The organism is Dactylosporangium sp. NPDC005555, assembly GCF_040605635.1.
Taxonomy (GTDB): Bacteria; Actinomycetota; Actinomycetes; order Mycobacteriales; family Micromonosporaceae; genus Dactylosporangium.
The window spans coordinates 103,903-121,780 of the sequence record NZ_JBEXDG010000004.1 but is presented as its reverse complement, the minus strand read 5'-3'; the positions used below and the strand labels follow the sequence as shown (position 1 = coordinate 121,780).

Genomic DNA, 17,878 nt, shown 5'->3' with positions numbered 1-17,878 from the left:
CTTGCCGCGGTCCGCAACACTATCGGCGGATTCGGGTGGCGGCCAACTCGCGGCCCCCGCACGTCGGGGGGATACCCTGCTGCTTGTGCTCGTCCTGCTGTTCATCGCCGTGGCGTACACGGTGCTGATCGCCCTCCACGCGTGGATGATCCGCCACCACCGCCTGGAGGGCGCGTACGAGCCGCGGGCCGCCCGCTGGCTCGCCGCCAGGTTCGGCCCGCTCCCCCCGCCCTTCGCCGCGCACCTCGACCAGCGCGAGGCCAAGGCGTTCGACCGGCTGCTGACCGGCGACCTCGACCCCGCCGCGTACCGTGACCTGATGGCGTCCCTCGCCGCCCAGGACGCCGTCGAACGCCCCCTCCGCGTCCCCCGCTAGCCGGGCGGCCCCAGGCCGATCGTTGCCCGGCCGGCGCCGCTGACCTGCATGGTCGCGGTGACGGTGCCGTCGGGGGTCAGGGTGAGCACCTTGCCGTCCCTGGTGGCGAGCAGCAGGTCGGCGCTCACCCACACCGCGGGCGCCGGGAAGTCCGCGCTCTGCCCGGTGGTGATGTCGTAGAGCCGCCAGCCCTCTGCCGCCCCGGGCGTCGGGGGGCCGGCCACGACGTACCTTCCGCCCGGCGACCAGGACAACGGGCCGGCCGGCATCGCCGTGACCATCAGCGAACCGCCCGGCTCGCCGGTCGTGGCGTCGAAGCTCTGCAGGCTGTCGACCAGCTCCGCCGCCTCGCCGCCGGAGCGGTCGGCGATGGGAAGGACGACCGCCCCGCCGTCCCGCGTCCAGGTGAAGGTGCACTGGCTGCAGTCGTACCGGCCGTGGTCGATCCAGTGCCTGCGCACCGCACCCGTCTCGGCGTCGATGACGGCGAACCCGACCCTGTCCGGATCCTTCTGCGTGATCCCGCCGACCAGCCGGTCCCCGGCCGAGCTCCAGTTGAAGTCGCCGACGAAGCCTGTCGTGTCGACGGTGACGGGGTGCGTGCCGCGGACGTCGACCAGCCGCACCGAGCCCGGACCGTCGACGACCAGGACACGGTTGCCGGCCGGGGCCGGTGACACCTGTCCGCTCATGGTGACGTACTCGCCGGTCGCCCGGTCGAGGACCGAACTGCCCACCCTGGTGACGACCCAGCCACCGGGCAGTTCGTTCGTCGTCCCTGTCGTCGGGGTCGTGGAGGTGCCCGGGAGCACCGGCGCCGCGTGGTCCGCACGGGGCAGGACCAGCCACGGCAGGGCGATGACCACCGTCGCCATGACCGCACCGCCGGCGACGGCGAGGCGGCGGGTCCTGCGGATGCTCCGGCCCTTGGCAATGCTGCGGGCGGCGAGCCCGGCCCCGGGGCCGCGCAGCTCGCCGGTCATCTCGTCGATCGTCTCGTGGAGCAGCTGCTCGAAGCGCATCAGTGCCGTCCTCCCACTTCGCTCCACTCGAGCTGTGGCACGAGCTCACGCAGCTTCGCCAGCCCGCGCGACGCCTGACTGGCGACGGTGCCCTGACGGCAGGACAGGACCGCCGCGGTCTCCTCGACGCTCAGATCCTCGAAATACCGCAGGATCAGCACAGCCCGCTGCCGCGGCGGCAACGCCTGCAACGCGTCCCGCAGCAGCAGCCGAAGCGCCGTGTCGGCGTCCACGTACCGCGTCCCAGCCCGCTCAGGCGGCTCCGCCACCGTGACCTCGGCCTGCCTGCGCCGGCTCCGCCACCCCGACGCGAACTCGTTGTAGATCATCCGCCGCAGGTAGGGCTCCGGCTCATCGATCCGCCGCCACCGCGCGAACGCCTTGGCCAGCGCACTCTGCACCAGATCCTCAGCAGCGTGCCTGTCCCCCGTCAGCGCGTACGCCGTCTTCAACAGAGCATGAGCACGCTGCTCGACGAAGACCGAGAACTCGGCCTCCTCGGGTGTCATCACGGCGGGCACCTCCTTCCCCCTTCCCTGACGCCGCCACCCCCGAAAACTTTGCATCCACAGATCCACACCCGCCGACCCATCACACTCCACAGCCCGCACGGGGTTCTTCATGATCCGGAAGAGTTTGTGCTGCTCTGGCGCAATGTCTTCCGGATCATGGGAAATAGGTCAGTGTCGATGGGTGGACCGGGGAGTACCAGGGTTCGGGCGGTGATCTTCGGGCCGGCGGGCTCGACCGGATGACAACGGAGGCGTCGGGTGAGGACGGCGCCGGTCCCACACCACCAACGTGGACACGACCGGGATGCGTGGACCTCTCACCCGACGGACGTGAAACGTGCCGGTGTTGTTCGGCGTTCCCGGGTGCGGGGGCGCGCCGGCCCGCACCGACGCGGAGCCGCGCGTGCCGGAATGCTGCGCCGGTGGGTGGGTCAGGTGGGGCCGGGGGCGGCGACCCAGTCGGGCAGCTGCTCGCGGTGGGTGAGCCAGTCGCGGGGGATGCCGGCCCGGCCCACCGCCGCGGCGACCACTCCCCCGGCGACGGCGGCCGTGGTGTCGACGTCGCCGCCGGCCTCGATGCAGGTCAGGATCGCCGCGCGGTAGTCGGCGAGGTGGGTCGCGGCGGCCCACAGGGCGAACGGCACCGTGTCCTGGGCGAGGACCTGCGAGCCGTTGCCCAGGACATACGCGGCTTCGGCGACGGTGGCGCCGAGCAGGCCGCGGGCGCGCTCCAGGCCGGTCTTCACCTGGCTGTCGACCTGATATGCGAGGACCGCGTCGAACAGCTCGACCGGCTCCAGCGGTGCCTCGACGAGCCTGGCCCAGCCCGCCTCGGCGGCCGCGACGGCGACGGCGACCGCGCCGAGGATGCCCTCGCTGTGCGCGTGGGTGACCTCGGCGGTGCGCATCGCGTCGAGTGCGGCGCCGCGGGAGTCCCCGGCGTGGAACGCCCCGAGCGGCGCGACCCGCATCGCGGCGCCGTTGCCCATCGACCCGAGCCCGTCGAACGCGGCGCGGGCCGCGTCCCGCCACGGGACACCGTCGCGGATCTGGTGCAGGATGACCACGGCGCCGCCGCCGTAGCCGCGATAGGGCTCATAGCGGCTGGCGAACGCGGTGGCGAGCCGGTCCCGGTCGATGCGCCCGTGGACGGCGAGCTCGTCGACGATCGAGCAGGCCATCTCCGTGTCGTCGGTCCACGGCCAAGCGCCGGGCGGCTCGTCTGCTTCGGTGATGTGGGACAGGGTCGTGCCCGGCACGAAGAACTGGGCGCCGACCGCGTCGCCGACGGACAACCCGTCGAGGCTTTCGTAACAGAGGTCGAGTGAGGTCATGTCGCGGCAATGATCCCACGAGCGTGGCATGGTTGTCCGATGCGCGAAGAGGTGACCGCCGACGGCCGCCCGGTCGGCCTCTATGCGGCCCTGCCCCACAGCGGCGAGCCCGCCTTCGTCCACGCCAACGTCCCCGAGGGTGCGGCGATTCTGGATCTCAGCCACTGCGGCGGCCGCCTCGCGAACCCCCTCACCGACCTCGGCCATCCCGTGGTCGTCGCCGACGACTCGGCCGCCATGCTCGCCCAGGTGCGGGCCGGGCGGACCGTCCGGTCCGACCTCGCGACCCTCGACCTCGGCGAGCGCTTCCCCGTCGTCCTGGTCGCGGGCACGGGCGTCAACGCGGCCGACGAAGAACGGCGCGCCGCCCTGCTGGCCGCCTGCCGCAGGCACTGCGCCCCCGCCGGTCAGGTCGTCATGCAGTGGCTGCCGCCGTCGTGGTTCGACAAGGCGGTGCCCTTCGCCGGCCGGATCGGCCCGGTCGAGTCCACCTTCGTCATCGAGTCCTTCGACGGCACGGTCCTGCACGGCCACAACACCTACCGCCTGGGCGACACCGTCTGGGACTACCGCAACTCGGTCCGCCGCCTCAGCCGCGCCGACCTGCACGCCGCCCTTGCCGGGGCGGGCCTGCGCTTCGACCGGCACCTGCGCGGCGGCAGGCAGTTCTTCTCCGCCGTCCCGCACCCGCCCTCCTGAAGCGACGGACGCCGTCCCGCGACCGCTCGCCGGAACATCCTGGCCGGCCAGCACGCGGGCGTTGCGCAGGCGGGTCAGCTTGGTCGCGTGACGGGCCGCGAGGCCGTGCCGGCGGGACTCGGCGAACTCCGCGCGGACCCGCTGACGCTCCTCATGACGGCGCTGCCGCTCGGCGCGGGCTGCCGCGAACCTGGCGTCCCAGTCGACAGACACCGAGCCGGAACCCGGCGCGTCCAGAGAAAAGTAGGGTCGTGACACGTGCCGCCTCCCCCCGGTAGGCGCTGTCCCATCATTTTCCCGGCCGCGCACACCCCGCGTCCAGCGGGCCGCCGCAACACGACGCATGGTGAGCGCCGAGTGTCAGGGCGTGACTTTGAGGGAGGCTTTGGCGGAGCGGCCGCTCTTGGCGCCGGTCAGTTCGACGGTGGCGGTGGTGCCCGCCTTCAGGGTGGCCGTCGGCATGGTCCACTCGACGGCGCCGGCGGTGGAGGCGGCCCTGGCGGTCTTCTGCACGCCGTTGACCTTGATGGTGACCTGCTCGCTCTTGGTGAAGCCGGTTCCGCTGACGACGACCGACGTACCCGGCTTCACGGTGCTGGGCTCGAGCTTGACCGCCGGGCCGGCGGGTGACGCGGGAGCCGAGGAGGAACGGGCGGCTGAAGGAGTTGTCGACGCGGACGCCGAGGCCGCCGGGCCGCCCGTCCAGCCGGCGATCTTCTCCCGGCCGGCGCCGAGCAGGCCACGACCCCACGGCGTCAGGGCGAGCACGATGATCAGCGGCACCGCCAGCAGGCGCAGCCGCCAGAAGAATCTGGAGATCGAGAAGCGCCGCCGGGGCCGGGCGGGCGGCGGCTCGGCGGGAGGTTCGTCGCGGGTGCGGTGGTCGGGTTCATCGCGGGCGTACCGCGGCATGAGCTCCTCATCACCATAAATGGCGACATTGCCCTGCATCGTGACACCCGGACCGATGATGACCGACGGCCGCTGCGACCGCTGCTGCTGCGGCACGACCGGCGCCTGATACTCACCAGGCGCCTGATACCCGCCAGGTGACTGCTGCACGGCCGGCGGATACGCGGACGCGGGCTGATACGCGGAAGGCCCAGGCTGAAACGCCGCGGGCGCAGGCTGATACGCGGCAGGCGCAGGCTGATATGCGGAAGGCGCGGGCTGATATGCCGCAGGCGGCTGAGGCGCCGCAGCCGACGGCGGCGCGAACGCCTGCGAGACCGGGGAGCCGTACACCCCGGGCGGCCCGGAGGTCTGATACACAGCCGGCGGCGCCGACGCCGGAAACCCGGCCGACGGCGGATAAGGGTGACCGGAAGGCGGCCCGGAAGCCTGATAGGCGGAAGCAGCCGGCACCCCTGAGGAAGGCGCGGCAGACGCCGCCGCCACCGTGTTGCCCAGCAGCAGTGCCCCGAAGGCGACCGGCAGCTCAGGCTGCTCCGGCACCACCGGCGCGAGCCCGAACCGCGCGTGCAACCGGCTCGCCACCAGCGGCAGCCGGCTCGACCCCCCGACCAGCAGGATCGCGTCCAGGTGCTCGGCCGGTACACCCGAACGCTGCAACACCCGGCGCGTCTCGTCGACGGCGCGGTCGACGAGCGGACCCGCGACCCGGTCCAGCTCCTCCCGCGTCAGATGCGTCGCCTGGTCGACCCCCGGCACGTGCACCGGCGCGGACGCGGCCCTGGACAGCATCTCCTTCGCGGCGCGCACCTCCGACCAGAACGCCATCCGGTCCCGGAAGTCCGCACCCGTGCGGGGCTGCTGCAGCCGCTGCCACAGCGACGCGTCGTGCGCCGCGATCTGCTGGCCCAGGTGCCCGACGAGCGCCGCGTCGACGTCGGTCCCGCCGAGGTCGTCGAGCCCCCCGGTGGCCAGGACGCGCAGCCCGCCGGGCGAGTCGACGGCGACGGTCACGTCGAGGGTGCCGCCGCCGAAGTCGAAGACCGCCACCGCACGCCCCGGCGCGATCCGCGAGCCGAGGACGCGCATGCAGTACGTCGCGGCGGCGACCGGCTCGTCCAGCAGCGTGACCCGCCCGAGCCCGGCGACCGCGGCGGCCTCGGACAGCACCGCGCGGCGCCGCGGACCCCAGTCGGCGGGGCAGGTCAGGACGGTGGTGCCGCCGGACAGGACCCCGGTCTGCGCGGCCTCGGCGGCGACCCGGCGCAGGATCGCGGCCAGCAGCTCGACGACCGGCACCTCACGGTCGCCGAGCAGCATGAGGCCCTCGTCGATGTGACCCTTCGGGTTGGGCTCGTAGCGGGCCGCGTCGGTCGCCATGTGCCGCTCGGCGTCGCGCCCGACGAACACGGTGCCGGACGCGTCGGCGAACACGGCGGACGGCAGCAGCGGGTTGCCGTCGAACAGCAGCGGGCGTGGCGTGCCGTCGCCCCGGTCGACGACCGCGACCGTGTTGGAGGTGCCGAGGTCGACGGCGAACCGCACCTGACCCTGCACCGCGCCACCCCCGAGCAATCGGACCGAACGCCGAATGCTACCTAGTACGCACCTGAGTACGAACACCGATGCCCGCAGCCTCACGGTCCGTGAGGATCACGGTATGGGGAGATACGGGGCGGGCGTCGCCCTGTTCGTGGCGGCGCGATGAAACGCGCCGGCCTGGGAGTCCTCTTCTACGCGGGGATCTACGGCGTGCCGTTCCTGCTCATCGTCGCCGTCATCCGCCGCGCCTCGAAGCCGTGGACCCCGACCCACGCGGCGGCGGAGGCGTTCGGGGCCACCACGGACACGCTGTTCATCACGTCGATGACCGCCGCTGTGGTACTGCCTGCGCTCGGCCTCCTGCTCTCGAAGGTCCTGGGCGAGCCCGGCTGGGCGAGGCACTTCATCGGCGCTCTCGTCGCGGCGCCGCTGCTCTTCGTCGTCCTGTGTGCCGCGGGCTCCACGGCGAGCACCCCGCTCGTCGGCCACGTCCCGGACGACCTGGAGACCCCGTCACCGGTGCGCGTGTGCGCCCACGACTGCCCCGGCGGCTAGGGTTTGCGGATGCCGGTGTTGTACGTCGTAGCCTGCGGCGGACGCCCCGCCGCCGACCTCCCCGCGTTCGTCGCCACCGCCCAGGCCGACGGGTGGACGGTCTGCGTCGTCGCGACCCCCGACGGCCTGAAGTTCCTCGACGAGCCCACCCTGCGCGCCCAGACCGGTTTTCCGGTGCGCTCGCAGTACAAGCGACCCGACGAACCCGACGTCCTGCCGCCCGCCGACGCGTTCGTGGTCGCCCCCGCCACCTTCAACACGGTCAACAAGCTCGCCGCCGGCATCAGCGACACCCTCGCCCTGGGCCTGCTCAACGAGGGCATCGGCCTGCGCCGCCCGGTCATCGTCGTCCCCACCCCCAACATCGGCCTGTCCCGCCACCCGGCCTTCGTGGCCGGTGTCCGCACGCTGCGCGAATGGGGCGTCATCGTCCTCTTCGACCCGGCCTCGGTCCCGCCCCTCGACAGCGACCCGACCACGCCGGCGCCGCCGTTCCCCTGGCCCGCCGCCACCGCGGCACTGCGCGAGCTGCCCCGATGAGCCGGCTCGCCGGCCCTGGCGGTCGAGCGGACCGTGGAGGGGGCGCTGTGCTGACCGGGGACGGGTGCCGGCTGTGGACGGAGGTCGGTGGAGACGGGCCGGCGCTGGTGTTCGTGCACGGCGGGCCGGGGTTGTGGGACATGGCCGGCGACCTCGCAACGATGTTCGGGGGGCGGTACCGGACCGTCCGGTGGGACCAGCGCGGGTGCGGGCGGTCGGAGCGGCGCGGGCCGTACACCTTGGACCGGAGCGTCGAGGATCTCGACGCGGTCGTCGATGAGCACGCCGGCGGGCGGGTCACGCTGGTCGGGCACTCGTGGGGTGCGCACCTCGCGCTCGAATACGCCCTGCGGCACCCGGATCGTGTCCGGCGGCTGGTGTACGTCGCGGGGACCGGCATCGACGACGAGGACACCTGGAAGCCGGCCTTCCGGGAACGGGCCGGGAGCCCGGCGGGCGGCTGGGACCGGGCGTCGGTGGTCAGGCAGTGGACCGCGGAGTTTCCCGACCGGGAGCGGGCCGCCGAGCGCGCCGAGGCGATGGCCACTCCGTGGTTCGACATCAACGTGGAGTGCAGCGCTACCATCAACGCGCAGATCGCGCGGCGGCTCAGGGAGACCGACCTGGCCGCGCGGTGCCGGGAGCTGCGGGTGCCGGTGCTCATCGTCGACGGCAGCGAGGACCTGCGGCCGCGGTGGGCCGTCGACTCCCTGGCGGCGGCGCTGCCCGACGTGCGCAGGGTGATCCTGCGAGGGGCGAGCCATCTGCCGTGGGTGGAGGACCCCGAGGGGTTCTCGGGGGCGGTTCTCGGGGACCCGCGGAGGTAAACCCCGGATGCCCGTGCGGCACGACCGGCGACAGGGTGGAAGGGACAGATTTCCACCTATCGTTGGAGGTGACCGCTTTGCGCGCACTCAGTGCCGCACTGATCGCGGCCGCGATCGTCGCCGGGCCGGCTCTGACGCCGGCCACGGCCGCGAACGCCGGGGAGCCGCGCCGGGAACGGTGCGCGGCTGTGGCCGCCGGGACGCCGCTGCACGGGGCCGTCGACGGGCTGCCCGACGCGGAGGCGTCCGGGGCGCTCCTGCTGCTCCACGACGCACAAGGCTGCCGGCAGGGCACCGCGGGCATCGCCGACGTCCACAGTGGACGGACGGTGCCGATCGACGGGCGGTTCCGGATCGGGAGCATGACGAAGACGTTCACAGCCGTCGTCGCCCTGCAGCTCGCCGCGGAGCACCGGCTCGACCTGGACCAGACCGTCCAGCACTACCTGCCGGGGCTCCTGCCGGTCGGGACGGCCCCGGTCACGGTGCGGCAGGTGCTCACGTACACCAGCGGCATCAACCATGTCGAGGTCCCCAACAAGCAGACCGACTGGTTCCTGGCGCACCGCTACGACCGGTGGGCGAAGGGCAGCCAGATCGACACCGCGAAGCCCCTCGCGTTCACGCCCGGCACGAAGCAGCGGTACGGCAACGTCGACTACATCGTCGCCGGGCTGCTCATCGAGAAGGTCACCGGGCGTACGTGGGAGTCGCAGATCCAGCGGCGCATCGTCGACCGGCTCGGCCTGCGCGGCACCACGGCGCCCGGCCGGGACGTCGAGGTGCGCGGCCCGCACGCGCACGGCTACGAGGCGACCGCGGCGGGCTGGGTCGACGTGACCCGCGCCGACATGTCGCTGCAGTGGTCGGCGGCGTCGGTCATCTCGACCGCGCCGGACCTGGACCGATTCATGGTGGCCCTGTTCAGCGGGCGGCTGGTGCCGCAGCCGCAGCTGGAGGAGATGTTCACCGTGCCGGCCGGGGTCAAGCTGTTCGACGGCAACGACGACCCCGGCGACGACCGGGACGCGGTGTACAGCGCCGGGCTGACGAAGCTCCCGGTCGGCCCGCTGACGCTGTGGGGCAAGAGCGGTGACCGGCCCGGCTACAACAACGGGATGGCGGCGACCAGGGACCTGTCCTCGCGGCTGGTCTTCTCCGTCAACACCCTGCACATGGGCGGCTCCGAGCAGCCGGTCCGCTCCCAGCGCATCATCGCGGCGGCGCTGCTCGGTCTGTAGGCGGCGGCTTGCGTTAACTCTACTTTTACGATAGGAATTGCAGCCTATCGGATCGAAGTAGGGAGCGCCGTGAACGCCGAGTGGGGCCGCCGGATCGGGCTGCGGATCGTCGCGGTCGCCGTGCTCGGCGTGCTGTGGCAGGTCACCGCCACGGTCATGGACAACCCGACGTTCATCCCCTCCCCGGCCGCCGTGTGGCACCGACTCATCCAGACCTCGACCGTCCACGACGGCACCCGCGGCTACAGCGGTCACCTGCTGATCGAGCATCTCGGCGTGAGCCTGCGCCGGATCCTGATCGGCTCGGCGATCGGTGTGGCCGCGGGCCTCGTCGTCGGGGTCGTCATGGGCACCGTCGGCTGGATCCGGGTCGTCACCGAGCCCGTCGTCACGTTCGTGCGGGCGCTGCCGCCCCTGGCGTACTTCAGCCTCTTCATCATCTGGTTCGGCATCGACGAGACGCCCAAGCTGTGGCTGCTGTCGATCGCCGCCCTGCCGCCCGTCGCCGTGGCGACCGCCGCCGCCGTGCACAACGCGCCCACCGCGCTGGTCGAGGCGACGCGAGCGCTGGGCGCGAACCGCTGGCAGGTCACCCGCGACGTGGTGCTGCCCAACGCGCTGCCCGAGATCTTCACCGGCATCCGGCTCGCGGTCGGCATCGCGTACTCCTCCGTCGTGGCCGCCGAGACCATCAACGGCGTGCCCGGCATCGGCGGCATGGTCCGCGACGCCCAGCGGTACTCGCAGACCGACGTCGTCGTGCTCGGCCTCTTCGCCATCGGACTGTCCGGACTGGCCATCGACGCGGTGCTGCGTCAGGCCGAGACCCGCCTCATCCCCTGGCGCGGACGCGCCTGAGAACCCGATAGGAACCCCGTGAGAATCAGAAGCCTGCTCGCCCTGTCCGCCGTGGCCCTGTCCCTGGCGGCCTGCGGCGACGGCGCCGCCAGCGGCAACAGCAGCTCCGAGCAGAAGACCATCCGGATCGCGTACCAGGCGTTCCCCAGCGGCGACCTCATCGTCAAGAACCAGGGGCTGCTCGAGAAGGCGCTGCCCGACTACAAGATCACATGGACGAAGTTCGACTCGGGCGCGAGCATCAACACCGCGTTCGTCGCCAAGAGCGTCGACATCGCCGCGATCGGCTCCAGCCCCGTCGCGCGCGGCCTGTCCGCCCCGCTGAACATCCCCTACCAGGTCGCGTTCGTCCTCGACGTCGCCGGCGACAACGAGGCTCTCGTCGCCCGCAACGGATCCAACGTGAACAGCATCGCGGACCTGAAGGGCAAGAAGGTCGGCACGCCGTTCGCGTCCACCGCGCACTACAGCCTCCTCGCCGCGCTGGACCAGGCCGGCGTCAAGGAGTCCGACCTGACCATCGTCGACCTGGAGCCGCAGGACATCCAGGCCGCGTGGACCCGCGGCGACCTCGACGCCGCCTACACCTGGCTGCCGTCGCTGGACGAGCTGAAGAAGACCGGCAAGGTCCTCGTCTCCAGCCGCGAGCTGGCCACCGCCGGCAAGCCGACGCTCGACCTCGGCGTCGTGTCGACCGCGTTCGCCACCGCCCACCCCGACGCCGTCGACGCGTGGCGCAAGGCCGAGGCGAAGGCCCTGGACATCATCGCCAACGACCCTGCCGCCGCGGCCGCCGCCGTCGGCAGGGAGCTCAACCTCAGCGCCGAGGACGCCAAGCACCAGCTCAGCCAGGGCGTCTTCCTCAAGCCGGCCGACATCGCCAGCAGCACCTGGCTCGGCACCCCCGACAAGGTCGGCGACCTCGCGAAGAACCTCCTCGCCGCCGCCGAGTTCCTCAAGGCACAGAAGAAGATCGACGCGGTGCCGGACCTCGCCACCGTCGAGAAGGCCATCTACACCAAGGGTCTCCCGGGTGTCCTCCAGTCCTAGCGCCGACCAGGCCGTTGCGATCGACGGCGTCGAGCACCGCTACGGTGCCGTCACCGCGGTCGGTCCTGTCTCGCTGCACGTGCCGGCCGGCGCCTTCCTGGTGCTGGTCGGCGCGTCCGGCTGCGGCAAGAGCACACTGCTGCGGCTGATCGCCGGCTTCGAGCGGCCCACGACCGGCACCGTGCGCACCGGCGGCCGGATCCCCGAGCCGGGTCGCGGTGCCGGCCTGGTCTTCCAGCAGCCGCGGCTGCTGCCGTGGAAGACCGTCGGCGGCAACGTCGAGCTCGCATTGCGATATGCGGGTGTACCGCCGAAGGAGCGCGCCGCCCGGGTGCCGCAGCTGCTGGAGCGGGTCGGGTTGCACGACGTCGCCGAGCGCCGGGTGTGGCAGATCTCCGGCGGACAGCAGCAGCGCGTCGCGATCGCGCGGGCTCTGGCGGTACCGAATCCGCTGCTGCTGCTCGACGAGCCTTTCGCGGCGCTGGACGCCCTCACCAGGGAACGACTGCAGGAGGACCTCCGGCAGGTGACCGCGGAGACCGGCCGGACCTGCGTGTTCGTCACCCACAGCGTCGACGAGGCGGTGTTCCTCGGCAGCCGCGTCGTCGTGCTCACCAGCCGCCCCGGCCGCGTCGCCCTCGACCAGGACATCGACCTGCCCCGCACCGGCGTCGAACCTGACGAGCTGCGCGGGCTGCCGCAGTACGCCGAACTGCGCGCCACCATCGGCCACGCCGTCCGATCCTCGCAGGAGGTCGCCGCATGAAACTCGACCATCTCGGCCCCCGCTTCGGCGCCGACGTGCACGACATCGACCTGGACCGCGCCACCGACGACGAGCTCGCCGAGGTGCGGGCCGCGCTGGTGGAGCACAAGGTGCTGTTCTTCGCCGGGCAGCAGCTCGACGACGACGGCCAGGTGCGGCTCGGCCGGCGCCTCGGCGAACTCACCGCCTCCCACCCGGTCGTCGGCGGCGTCGACGAGGCGCACCCCGAGGTGTACGCCCTCGACAGCGCCGACAACGGCTTCGCCGACGTGTGGCACACCGACGTGACGTTCATGCCGCGCCCGCCGCTCGGCTCGATCCTGCGGGCGGTGACCCTGCCCCCGTCCGGCGGCGACACCAACTGGGCCGACAGCCAGCTCGCCTACGAGTCGCTGTCGGCGCCGGTGCGCCACTTCGCCGACCAGCTGACCGCCGTGCACGACGGCAACCGGGAGTTCGGCTACTACCTGGCGCAGCGCCGCGGCGGCAAGGGCAGCGTGTGGGACGGCGAGGTCGTCACCCGCCTCGACCCGGTCGAGCACCCCGTCGTCCGGGTCCACCCCGAGACCGGCCGGCGCGGCCTCTTCGTCAACCCGGGCTTCACGTCGCACATCGTCGGCGTGTCCGAGGCGGAGAGCCGCGGCATCCTCGACCTGCTGTACGCGCACCTGACGAAACCCGAGCACATCGTCCGGCACCGCTGGCGGCCCGGCGACGTCGCCATGTGGGACAACCGCAGCACCGCCCACTACGCCAACCGCGACTACGGCACCGCCCATCGCGTCATGCACCGCATCACACTGCGCGGCGACGCCCCGGTGGGCCCACACTGAGCAGATGCCCCGTCTGCTCACCCTGCTGCTGCTGACCGCGTTCCTCACCGCCGGGTGCTCGTTCAAGGAGCGGATCTGCGGCTCCGGCGAGCACCCGGTGAAGGCCGTCGGCAACACCACCGGCCGCGCCTGCGTCCCCGACGGCACCGGCCCGCCTGCCGGCTACGCCCCCTACCCGTCCGGCAAGGTCCCCAAGTACATCGACGACGAGTGGGACCGCTACTGGCGCGACAAGATCGTGGACGAGCAGGGCAACATCACCTCCGGCTGACCGCATGCCGCCGGCCGGCCACGCGATCACCCTGTCACTCAGGGTAGCCGCGGACATCAGCCGTCGGCGCTTTTCGCATCGCACCGCTACGGTGGGACGGTGATGCGGGTGTGGAGGACGTCGCTGCTGTTCGCGGTGCTCGCGGTGGCGCTGGCCGTCGTGCTGCGCAGCGAGGGGTCGCCCGGTGCGGCGGCCCTCGTCGCGGCGGTACTGCTCGCGCTGGCAATCGGGTATTCGCCGCTGATCTACCCGGCACACGTCCCGGCGACGGTGGCGCAGGCGTCGGGCCGGCCTGTCGTGTACTGGCGCCCCGGCTGCCCGTTCTGCCTGCGGCTCCGGCTCAGCCTGATCGGCCGGGCCGGACAGGCGTCCTGGGTCAACATCTGGCAGGACCCAGACGGCGCGGCCGCCGTGCGTGCGGTCGCCAACGGCAACGAGACCGTCCCGACCGTCGTCCTGCCCAGCGCCGGCGCCCACGTCAACCCGGCCCCAGCCTGGCTCCGCAAGCAGCTCACGAACCGGTAGCCGACGGCCGCCACACCACACCCACGCGTTGGCGAGGTTGTCGTAGCCGCCCGCCGCCGGGCCCTGTCCTCCGCGAGGGACTTGTCGATGTTGGCGATGTGCGCGGCCCGGCGCTACCGCAACCCTGCGAGTCGGCGCGCACTCAACCAGGCGGGCCGGGCACCGGCAGCAGGCCGGCGAGTCGGGGCGGAGCGTCAGCCCTGGTGGTAGCCGATGACCGAGGCGGCCGTCGCCACCAGGACGTCGTTGCCGAGGCGGGTGCCGAAGGCGCGGGTCGACGCGTCGCCCGGCACGCGGTCGGCGGGTTTGCCGTCGGCGCCGCAGGTGACGCCGAGAGTGCCGCCGGAGCGTTTCGTCTCCGGCTTGCCGTTGAAGTAGTACGGCTCGTCGTAGGTGAACTCCGACCCGGTGCCGCACCAGAATGCCGCGCCGGCAGCCGGTTTCTCGGTCTTGCCGCTGGTCAGGTCGATGATGACCGGGCCGGTCCCGCCGCTGATCAGCACGCGGCCCGGACCGGCCAGGGCGGGCCGCTGGTCGCCGCCGGCCAGCTCGTCCGCGGCCCCGACGGGCACCGACCAGGTGGTCTTGCCGGTCATCAGGTCGAACCCTTCGACGACGACGTCGAGCCCCGCGCGGGTGCTGGTCCTGGTCGCGGCCGACCACGTCGAGGTGCCCTTGGACCGGCAGCGCACCGCGGGCCCCGGCCCGTCGGGGTCGTCCGGGTCGACCGAGTGGCCGATGATGCCCGAGCACTGCAGCGAACTGCCGCTGTCGCGCCACAGGACGGTGCCGTCGGTCTCCGACAGCGCCGCCGTCGCCGATCCTGCCGTCAGGTCCCGGGTGAGCGTCGTGTCGCGGGTCCCGGCCGACGGGCCGTAGACGGAGCCGACCCGGATCTTCTGCTGCGGATACAGCCGCCAGATCCAGCCGTGATCGGTGCTGAACCCGGCGGGGAACGCGTCGCCGAGGGTCCGCTTCCAGACCACCTTCCCGTCCCGGACGAGCGCGAGGGTCTCGGGATCACGGGTGCCGAGGTCGGTGAGCCCATCGCTGCCGATCGTCCGGGAGCCGGCCGGCTCCCCGGTGCTCTCCGCCACATACTGCTTGTCGGTCATCCGCAGGCGGTGCGGGACGGCCTTGTCCTTGTAGCTCGTGCGCGAGACGGTGCACACGTCGGTCTTGTTCGAGCACGCCTGCGGCGGGGAGACGAACAGCGCCGGGGCGGTCACCGCGAGGTCCTCGCCGGTGCGCGGGTCGGCGACGACCAGGCCGGCGAACAGGTTGCCCTTCGGGTCGGCCCGGAAATAGGCGACCTTGTCGCCGACGACGGACACCATCACCGGGATGCCGGTGACGACCTCGCCGGGCGACGCGGCCCGCTGCCACAGCGTCCTGCCGGTCGCCGGGTCGAGCGCGAGCAGGGAGAGCCGCCCGTTCTCCGCGACATAGCCGACGGCGACCCCACCCACGGCCGTGAACTGGCCCGCGGGCTTCAGGTCGGTGCGGGTCCACGCCTGGACCAGCGGCGGAGGCGCCGGCGACCTCGCCGCGGACGGTGTGCCACCGCCGTCGCAGCCTGCCAGCAGACCCACCACGATCAGGAGCCAGATCCTGCGTCGCACATCGCCCTCCCCCGAGACGATGCACATCTTGCCACGGCGGTACGACATAGTGAGCAAGCCCAATATGACGGCCCCTCGACGGAGAATTTTTCCGTCGACCCTCCGACAGCATTTTCCCCAGTAATGTAATGGGAAATACAGGAATTTAGGCTTCGGGGGTGACCTTCGAGGCGCTGGCGGGGCCGCTGCGCGGCGAGCTCCTCGCCCACTGCTACCGCATGCTGGGCTCGCTGTACGACGCCGAGGACGCGGTGCAGGAGACCTACCTGCGGGCTTGGAAAGCCTTTGAGAAGGCGTTCGACCGGCTCGAGGATCCCGCCGGGGTGCGGCCGTGGCTGTACCGGATCGCCACCAACCGCTGCCTGAGCATGCTCGGCCGCCGCGAGCCGCCCGCCGTGGACCCCTCCGCCGGGGAACCCCTGTGGTTGCAGCCGATGCCGGACGCGCTGACCGGGATCTCGGTGGAGCTCGCGTTCGTGGCCGCGCTGCAGCACCTCAGGCCCGTCCCGCGGGCCGCGCTGCTGCTCCGCGAGGTCCTCGGCTTCTCCGCCGCGGAGACGGCCGGCCTGCTCGGCACCACGGTCGCGGCCGTCAACAGCGCCGTCCAGCGGGCCCGCAAAATCCTGCCCGCCCCCTCGCCCTCCCCCACCCCGGACGTCGCGGCCGCCGCCGGCGCCTACCGCGCCGCGTGGGAGGCCGGCGACGTGGACGCCATCGTCGGGATGCTGGCCGACGACGCGAAGTACTCGATGCCACCGCTGCCCGAGGTGTACCGCGGCACCGCGGCCATCCGCACGTTCCTCCTCGACGGTCCCGCCGCGCACCGGTGGCGGTTCCTGCCGGCCAGGGCGAACGGGCGGCCGGCGTTCGGCACGTACCTGCTCGGCGGTGCCACGTTCCGGGCCGCCAGCATCGACGTGGTGACGTTCACCGGCGCGCGGGTGAGCGAGGTGGTGTCGTTCCTGGACCCGGCGCTGTTCCCGTTCTTCGGCCTGCCCGGATCGCTGCGGGCGCGATGAGTTCCGCCCTCCCGCGGGGTTGTACCGGTGACAGGTACACCGGCGGAAAGGGAAACGACATGCTCCTCGCAGGCAGGAACGCGATCATCTACGGCGGCGCAGGGTCGGTCGGCGGCGCCGTCGCCCGGGCCTTCGGCAAGGCGGGAGCCAGGGTCTTCCTCACCGGCCGGACCCTGGCGACGCTGGACGCGGTCGCCGACGACATCCGCGCGGCCGGCGGCGCGGCGGACACCGCGGCCGTCGACGCCCTCGACGAGCACGCCGTCGACGAGCACGCCGCGGCCGTCGTCGCCACCGCCGGCCGGATCGACGTCGCCGTCAACGTCATCGCCGACGCGGACGTGCAGGGCACCCCGATGCTCGACATGACGGTCGAGGACTACCTGGCCCCCGTCGTGCAGTCGGTCCGCTCGAAGTTCATCACGTCCCGCGCCACCGCCCGCCACATGGTCCGCGACGGCGGCGGGGTCCTGCTGTTCTTCGGCGGCTCCGGCGAACCCCCACGCGACTTCCACCTCGGCGGCCTGCAGGCCGGCTTCGAGGCCGTCGAACACATGCGCCGCCAGCTCGCCGTCGAGCTCGGCCCCCACGGCGTCCGCGTCCTCACGCTGCGCACCGGCGGCCTCCCCGAGTCCATCCCCGCCGGCTCCCCCGCCCGCGCCAGCATCGAGCGGTCCATCACCGGTCAGACCCTCCTGGGCCGCGCAGCCACCCTGGAGGACACCGGCAACCTCGCCGTCTTCGCCGCCTCCGACCTCGCCCGCACCATGACCGGCACCGCGCTCAACATGACCTGCGGCACCATGCTCGACTGACACCGAGGACGCGGGCGACCCCGCACCGGCCGGCCCGGCTCGACGTCGAGCCCGGGCCGGACACCGGGCCGGTCAGGCCGCGGTACGGCGCAGCCGGCGGGCGGAGGTGATGCTGATCGCGGCGGCGAGGAGCCGCCGGCCCGCGGCACCCGTGCCCGAGAGCCGGTCGAACATCTCGTCGAGATACCGATCCACCGCGGAGGTCATGCCGTCACCGGACCTGCGGCGGGGCCGAGCACGGACTGGACGCCTGCGACGAAGACGCCCCACTCGCCCTGCTTCGCGACGCGGGCGTGGCGGCCGTCGCTGGTCAGTGCGTAGACGCGGCGGCGGCGTGGGACGGCGTGCTCCCAGTGGCTGACGACGAGACCGTCGCGCTCCAGGCGGTGCAGTGCCGGATAGACGGTGCCCTCCGGCAGGTCGAACGCGCCGCGCGACCGCTCCCGCAGCGCGGCGATCAGCGCGTAGCCGTGCGCCGGGCCGGCGTCGGCCAGCACGGTCAGCAGCAGCAGGTCGAGGTGCCCCCGGACATCCATACCTAGAAACGCTAGGTATAACA

At 72.7% G+C, this 17,878-nt stretch carries 21 protein-coding genes; 14 read left to right on the top strand and 7 right to left on the bottom strand.

Going from position 1 to position 17,878, the window contains the following annotated elements; all coding sequences use genetic code 11:
• The first annotated feature begins 85 nt into the window (after positions 1 to 85).
• Complete coding sequence (locus ABZS58_RS06480; protein ID WP_354778259.1) at positions 86 to 376, top strand: hypothetical protein; 291 nt, start codon at positions 86 to 88, stop codon at positions 374 to 376.
• Here the strand turns inward: ABZS58_RS06480 and ABZS58_RS06475 are convergent.
• From ABZS58_RS06475 to ABZS58_RS06465, 3 genes are all read right to left on the bottom strand, one after another.
• A complete protein-coding gene (locus tag ABZS58_RS06475; protein WP_354778258.1) occupies positions 373 to 1,398 on the bottom strand; it encodes a hypothetical protein in 1,026 nt (341 codons plus the stop codon). The genes ABZS58_RS06480 and ABZS58_RS06475 overlap by 4 nt on opposite strands.
• A complete protein-coding gene (locus tag ABZS58_RS06470; protein WP_354778584.1) occupies positions 1,398 to 1,907 on the bottom strand; it encodes a SigE family RNA polymerase sigma factor in 510 nt (169 codons plus the stop codon). Before ABZS58_RS06470 ends, ABZS58_RS06475 begins: the two co-directional genes overlap by 1 nt.
• 434 nt (positions 1,908 to 2,341) lie before the next feature.
• A complete protein-coding gene (locus tag ABZS58_RS06465; RefSeq protein WP_354778256.1) occupies positions 2,342 to 3,244 on the bottom strand; it encodes an ADP-ribosylglycohydrolase family protein in 903 nt (300 codons plus the stop codon).
• 39 nt (positions 3,245 to 3,283) lie between these two features.
• Between ABZS58_RS06465 and ABZS58_RS06460 the strand changes: the two genes are divergently transcribed.
• Positions 3,284 to 3,943 (top strand): hypothetical protein, encoded by a 660-nt coding sequence (locus ABZS58_RS06460; RefSeq protein WP_354778254.1) that lies wholly within the window; start codon positions 3,284 to 3,286, stop codon positions 3,941 to 3,943.
• A 360-nt stretch (positions 3,944 to 4,303) separates the two neighbouring features.
• On the opposite strand, the gene ABZS58_RS06455 is transcribed toward ABZS58_RS06460, so the two are convergent.
• Positions 4,304 to 6,412: an Hsp70 family protein gene (locus tag ABZS58_RS06455; protein WP_354778252.1), complete on the bottom strand. Its 2,109-nt coding sequence runs from the start codon at positions 6,410 to 6,412 to the stop codon at positions 4,304 to 4,306.
• A gap of 147 nt (positions 6,413 to 6,559) precedes the next feature.
• On the opposite strand from ABZS58_RS06455, the gene ABZS58_RS06450 reads away from it, so the two are divergent.
• The 10 genes from ABZS58_RS06450 (at position 6,560) to ABZS58_RS06405 (ending at position 13,863) form a co-directional block, all read left to right on the top strand.
• Positions 6,560 to 6,952 (top strand): hypothetical protein, encoded by a 393-nt coding sequence (locus ABZS58_RS06450; RefSeq protein ID WP_354778250.1) that lies wholly within the window; start codon positions 6,560 to 6,562, stop codon positions 6,950 to 6,952.
• A gap of 9 nt (positions 6,953 to 6,961) precedes the next feature.
• Complete coding sequence (locus tag ABZS58_RS06445; RefSeq protein WP_354778248.1) at positions 6,962 to 7,492, top strand: flavoprotein; 531 nt, start codon at positions 6,962 to 6,964, stop codon at positions 7,490 to 7,492.
• 47 nt (positions 7,493 to 7,539) lie between these two features.
• The gene (locus ABZS58_RS06440) at positions 7,540 to 8,319 is read left to right on the top strand and encodes an alpha/beta hydrolase (RefSeq protein WP_354778246.1); all 780 of its coding nucleotides are present in this window, start codon (positions 7,540 to 7,542) and stop codon (positions 8,317 to 8,319) included.
• A 77-nt stretch (positions 8,320 to 8,396) separates the two neighbouring features.
• Positions 8,397 to 9,560 (top strand): serine hydrolase domain-containing protein, encoded by a 1,164-nt coding sequence (locus ABZS58_RS06435; protein ID WP_354778244.1) that lies wholly within the window; start codon positions 8,397 to 8,399, stop codon positions 9,558 to 9,560.
• Between the two features lie 69 nt (positions 9,561 to 9,629).
• Positions 9,630 to 10,418: an ABC transporter permease gene (locus tag ABZS58_RS06430; RefSeq protein WP_354778242.1), complete on the top strand. Its 789-nt coding sequence runs from the start codon at positions 9,630 to 9,632 to the stop codon at positions 10,416 to 10,418.
• 18 nt (positions 10,419 to 10,436) lie between these two features.
• A complete protein-coding gene (locus ABZS58_RS06425; RefSeq protein ID WP_354778240.1) occupies positions 10,437 to 11,468 on the top strand; it encodes an ABC transporter substrate-binding protein in 1,032 nt (343 codons plus the stop codon).
• Entirely contained in the window at positions 11,452 to 12,234 is a 783-nt protein-coding gene (locus ABZS58_RS06420; RefSeq protein ID WP_354778238.1) for an ABC transporter ATP-binding protein, read from the top strand. Before ABZS58_RS06425 ends, ABZS58_RS06420 begins: the two co-directional genes overlap by 17 nt.
• The gene (locus ABZS58_RS06415; RefSeq protein WP_354778236.1) at positions 12,231 to 13,067 is read left to right on the top strand and encodes a TauD/TfdA family dioxygenase; all 837 of its coding nucleotides are present in this window, start codon (positions 12,231 to 12,233) and stop codon (positions 13,065 to 13,067) included. Before ABZS58_RS06420 ends, ABZS58_RS06415 begins: the two co-directional genes overlap by 4 nt.
• Positions 13,068 to 13,071: 4 nt before the next feature.
• The gene (locus tag ABZS58_RS06410) at positions 13,072 to 13,338 is read left to right on the top strand and encodes a hypothetical protein (RefSeq protein ID WP_354778234.1); all 267 of its coding nucleotides are present in this window, start codon (positions 13,072 to 13,074) and stop codon (positions 13,336 to 13,338) included.
• A gap of 102 nt (positions 13,339 to 13,440) precedes the next feature.
• The gene (locus ABZS58_RS06405; protein WP_354778582.1) at positions 13,441 to 13,863 is read left to right on the top strand and encodes a glutaredoxin domain-containing protein; all 423 of its coding nucleotides are present in this window, start codon (positions 13,441 to 13,443) and stop codon (positions 13,861 to 13,863) included.
• 194 nt (positions 13,864 to 14,057) lie between these two features.
• On the opposite strand, the gene ABZS58_RS06400 is transcribed toward ABZS58_RS06405, so the two are convergent.
• Positions 14,058 to 15,485 carry a hypothetical protein gene (locus tag ABZS58_RS06400; protein ID WP_354778232.1) on the bottom strand — a complete coding sequence of 476 codons (1,428 nt, stop codon included), beginning with the start codon at positions 15,483 to 15,485 and terminating at the stop codon, positions 14,058 to 14,060.
• A gap of 158 nt (positions 15,486 to 15,643) precedes the next feature.
• Here ABZS58_RS06400 and ABZS58_RS06395 point away from each other — a divergent pair, with 158 nt between their 5' ends.
• Positions 15,644 to 16,504, top strand: a complete 861-nt coding sequence (locus ABZS58_RS06395; RefSeq protein ID WP_354778230.1) for an RNA polymerase subunit sigma-70 — start codon at positions 15,644 to 15,646, stop codon at positions 16,502 to 16,504.
• Between the two features lie 59 nt (positions 16,505 to 16,563).
• Complete coding sequence (locus ABZS58_RS06390; protein ID WP_354778228.1) at positions 16,564 to 17,319, top strand: SDR family oxidoreductase; 756 nt, start codon at positions 16,564 to 16,566, stop codon at positions 17,317 to 17,319.
• Between the two features lie 72 nt (positions 17,320 to 17,391).
• Here the strand turns inward: ABZS58_RS06390 and ABZS58_RS06385 are convergent, their stop codons facing one another.
• Both ABZS58_RS06385 and ABZS58_RS06380 read right to left on the bottom strand, forming a co-directional pair.
• The gene (locus ABZS58_RS06385) at positions 17,392 to 17,526 is read right to left on the bottom strand and encodes a hypothetical protein (RefSeq protein ID WP_354778226.1); all 135 of its coding nucleotides are present in this window, start codon (positions 17,524 to 17,526) and stop codon (positions 17,392 to 17,394) included.
• Complete coding sequence (locus ABZS58_RS06380; RefSeq protein WP_354778224.1) at positions 17,523 to 17,855, bottom strand: helix-turn-helix transcriptional regulator; 333 nt, start codon at positions 17,853 to 17,855, stop codon at positions 17,523 to 17,525. Before ABZS58_RS06380 ends, ABZS58_RS06385 begins: the two co-directional genes overlap by 4 nt.
• Positions 17,856 to 17,878: the final 23 nt, after the last annotated feature.

Coding starts and splice junctions, on each gene's coding strand:
- ABZS58_RS06470 (WP_354778584.1), bottom strand. CDS start 1,907: ATGACACCCGAGGAGGCCGAGTTCTCGGTCTTCGTCGAGCAGCGTGCT.
- ABZS58_RS06405 (WP_354778582.1), top strand. CDS start 13,441: ATGCGGGTGTGGAGGACGTCGCTGCTGTTCGCGGTGCTCGCGGTGGCG.
- ABZS58_RS06390 (WP_354778228.1), top strand. CDS start 16,564: ATGCTCCTCGCAGGCAGGAACGCGATCATCTACGGCGGCGCAGGGTCG.
- ABZS58_RS06450 (WP_354778250.1), top strand. CDS start 6,560: ATGAAACGCGCCGGCCTGGGAGTCCTCTTCTACGCGGGGATCTACGGC.
- ABZS58_RS06465 (WP_354778256.1), bottom strand. CDS start 3,244: ATGACCTCACTCGACCTCTGTTACGAAAGCCTCGACGGGTTGTCCGTC.
- ABZS58_RS06415 (WP_354778236.1), top strand. CDS start 12,231: ATGAAACTCGACCATCTCGGCCCCCGCTTCGGCGCCGACGTGCACGAC.
- ABZS58_RS06445 (WP_354778248.1), top strand. CDS start 6,962: ATGCCGGTGTTGTACGTCGTAGCCTGCGGCGGACGCCCCGCCGCCGAC.
- ABZS58_RS06475 (WP_354778258.1), bottom strand. CDS start 1,398: ATGCGCTTCGAGCAGCTGCTCCACGAGACGATCGACGAGATGACCGGC.
- ABZS58_RS06385 (WP_354778226.1), bottom strand. CDS start 17,526: ATGACCTCCGCGGTGGATCGGTATCTCGACGAGATGTTCGACCGGCTC.
- ABZS58_RS06380 (WP_354778224.1), bottom strand. CDS start 17,855: ATGGATGTCCGGGGGCACCTCGACCTGCTGCTGCTGACCGTGCTGGCC.
- ABZS58_RS06460 (WP_354778254.1), top strand. CDS start 3,284: ATGCGCGAAGAGGTGACCGCCGACGGCCGCCCGGTCGGCCTCTATGCG.
- ABZS58_RS06410 (WP_354778234.1), top strand. CDS start 13,072: ATGCCCCGTCTGCTCACCCTGCTGCTGCTGACCGCGTTCCTCACCGCC.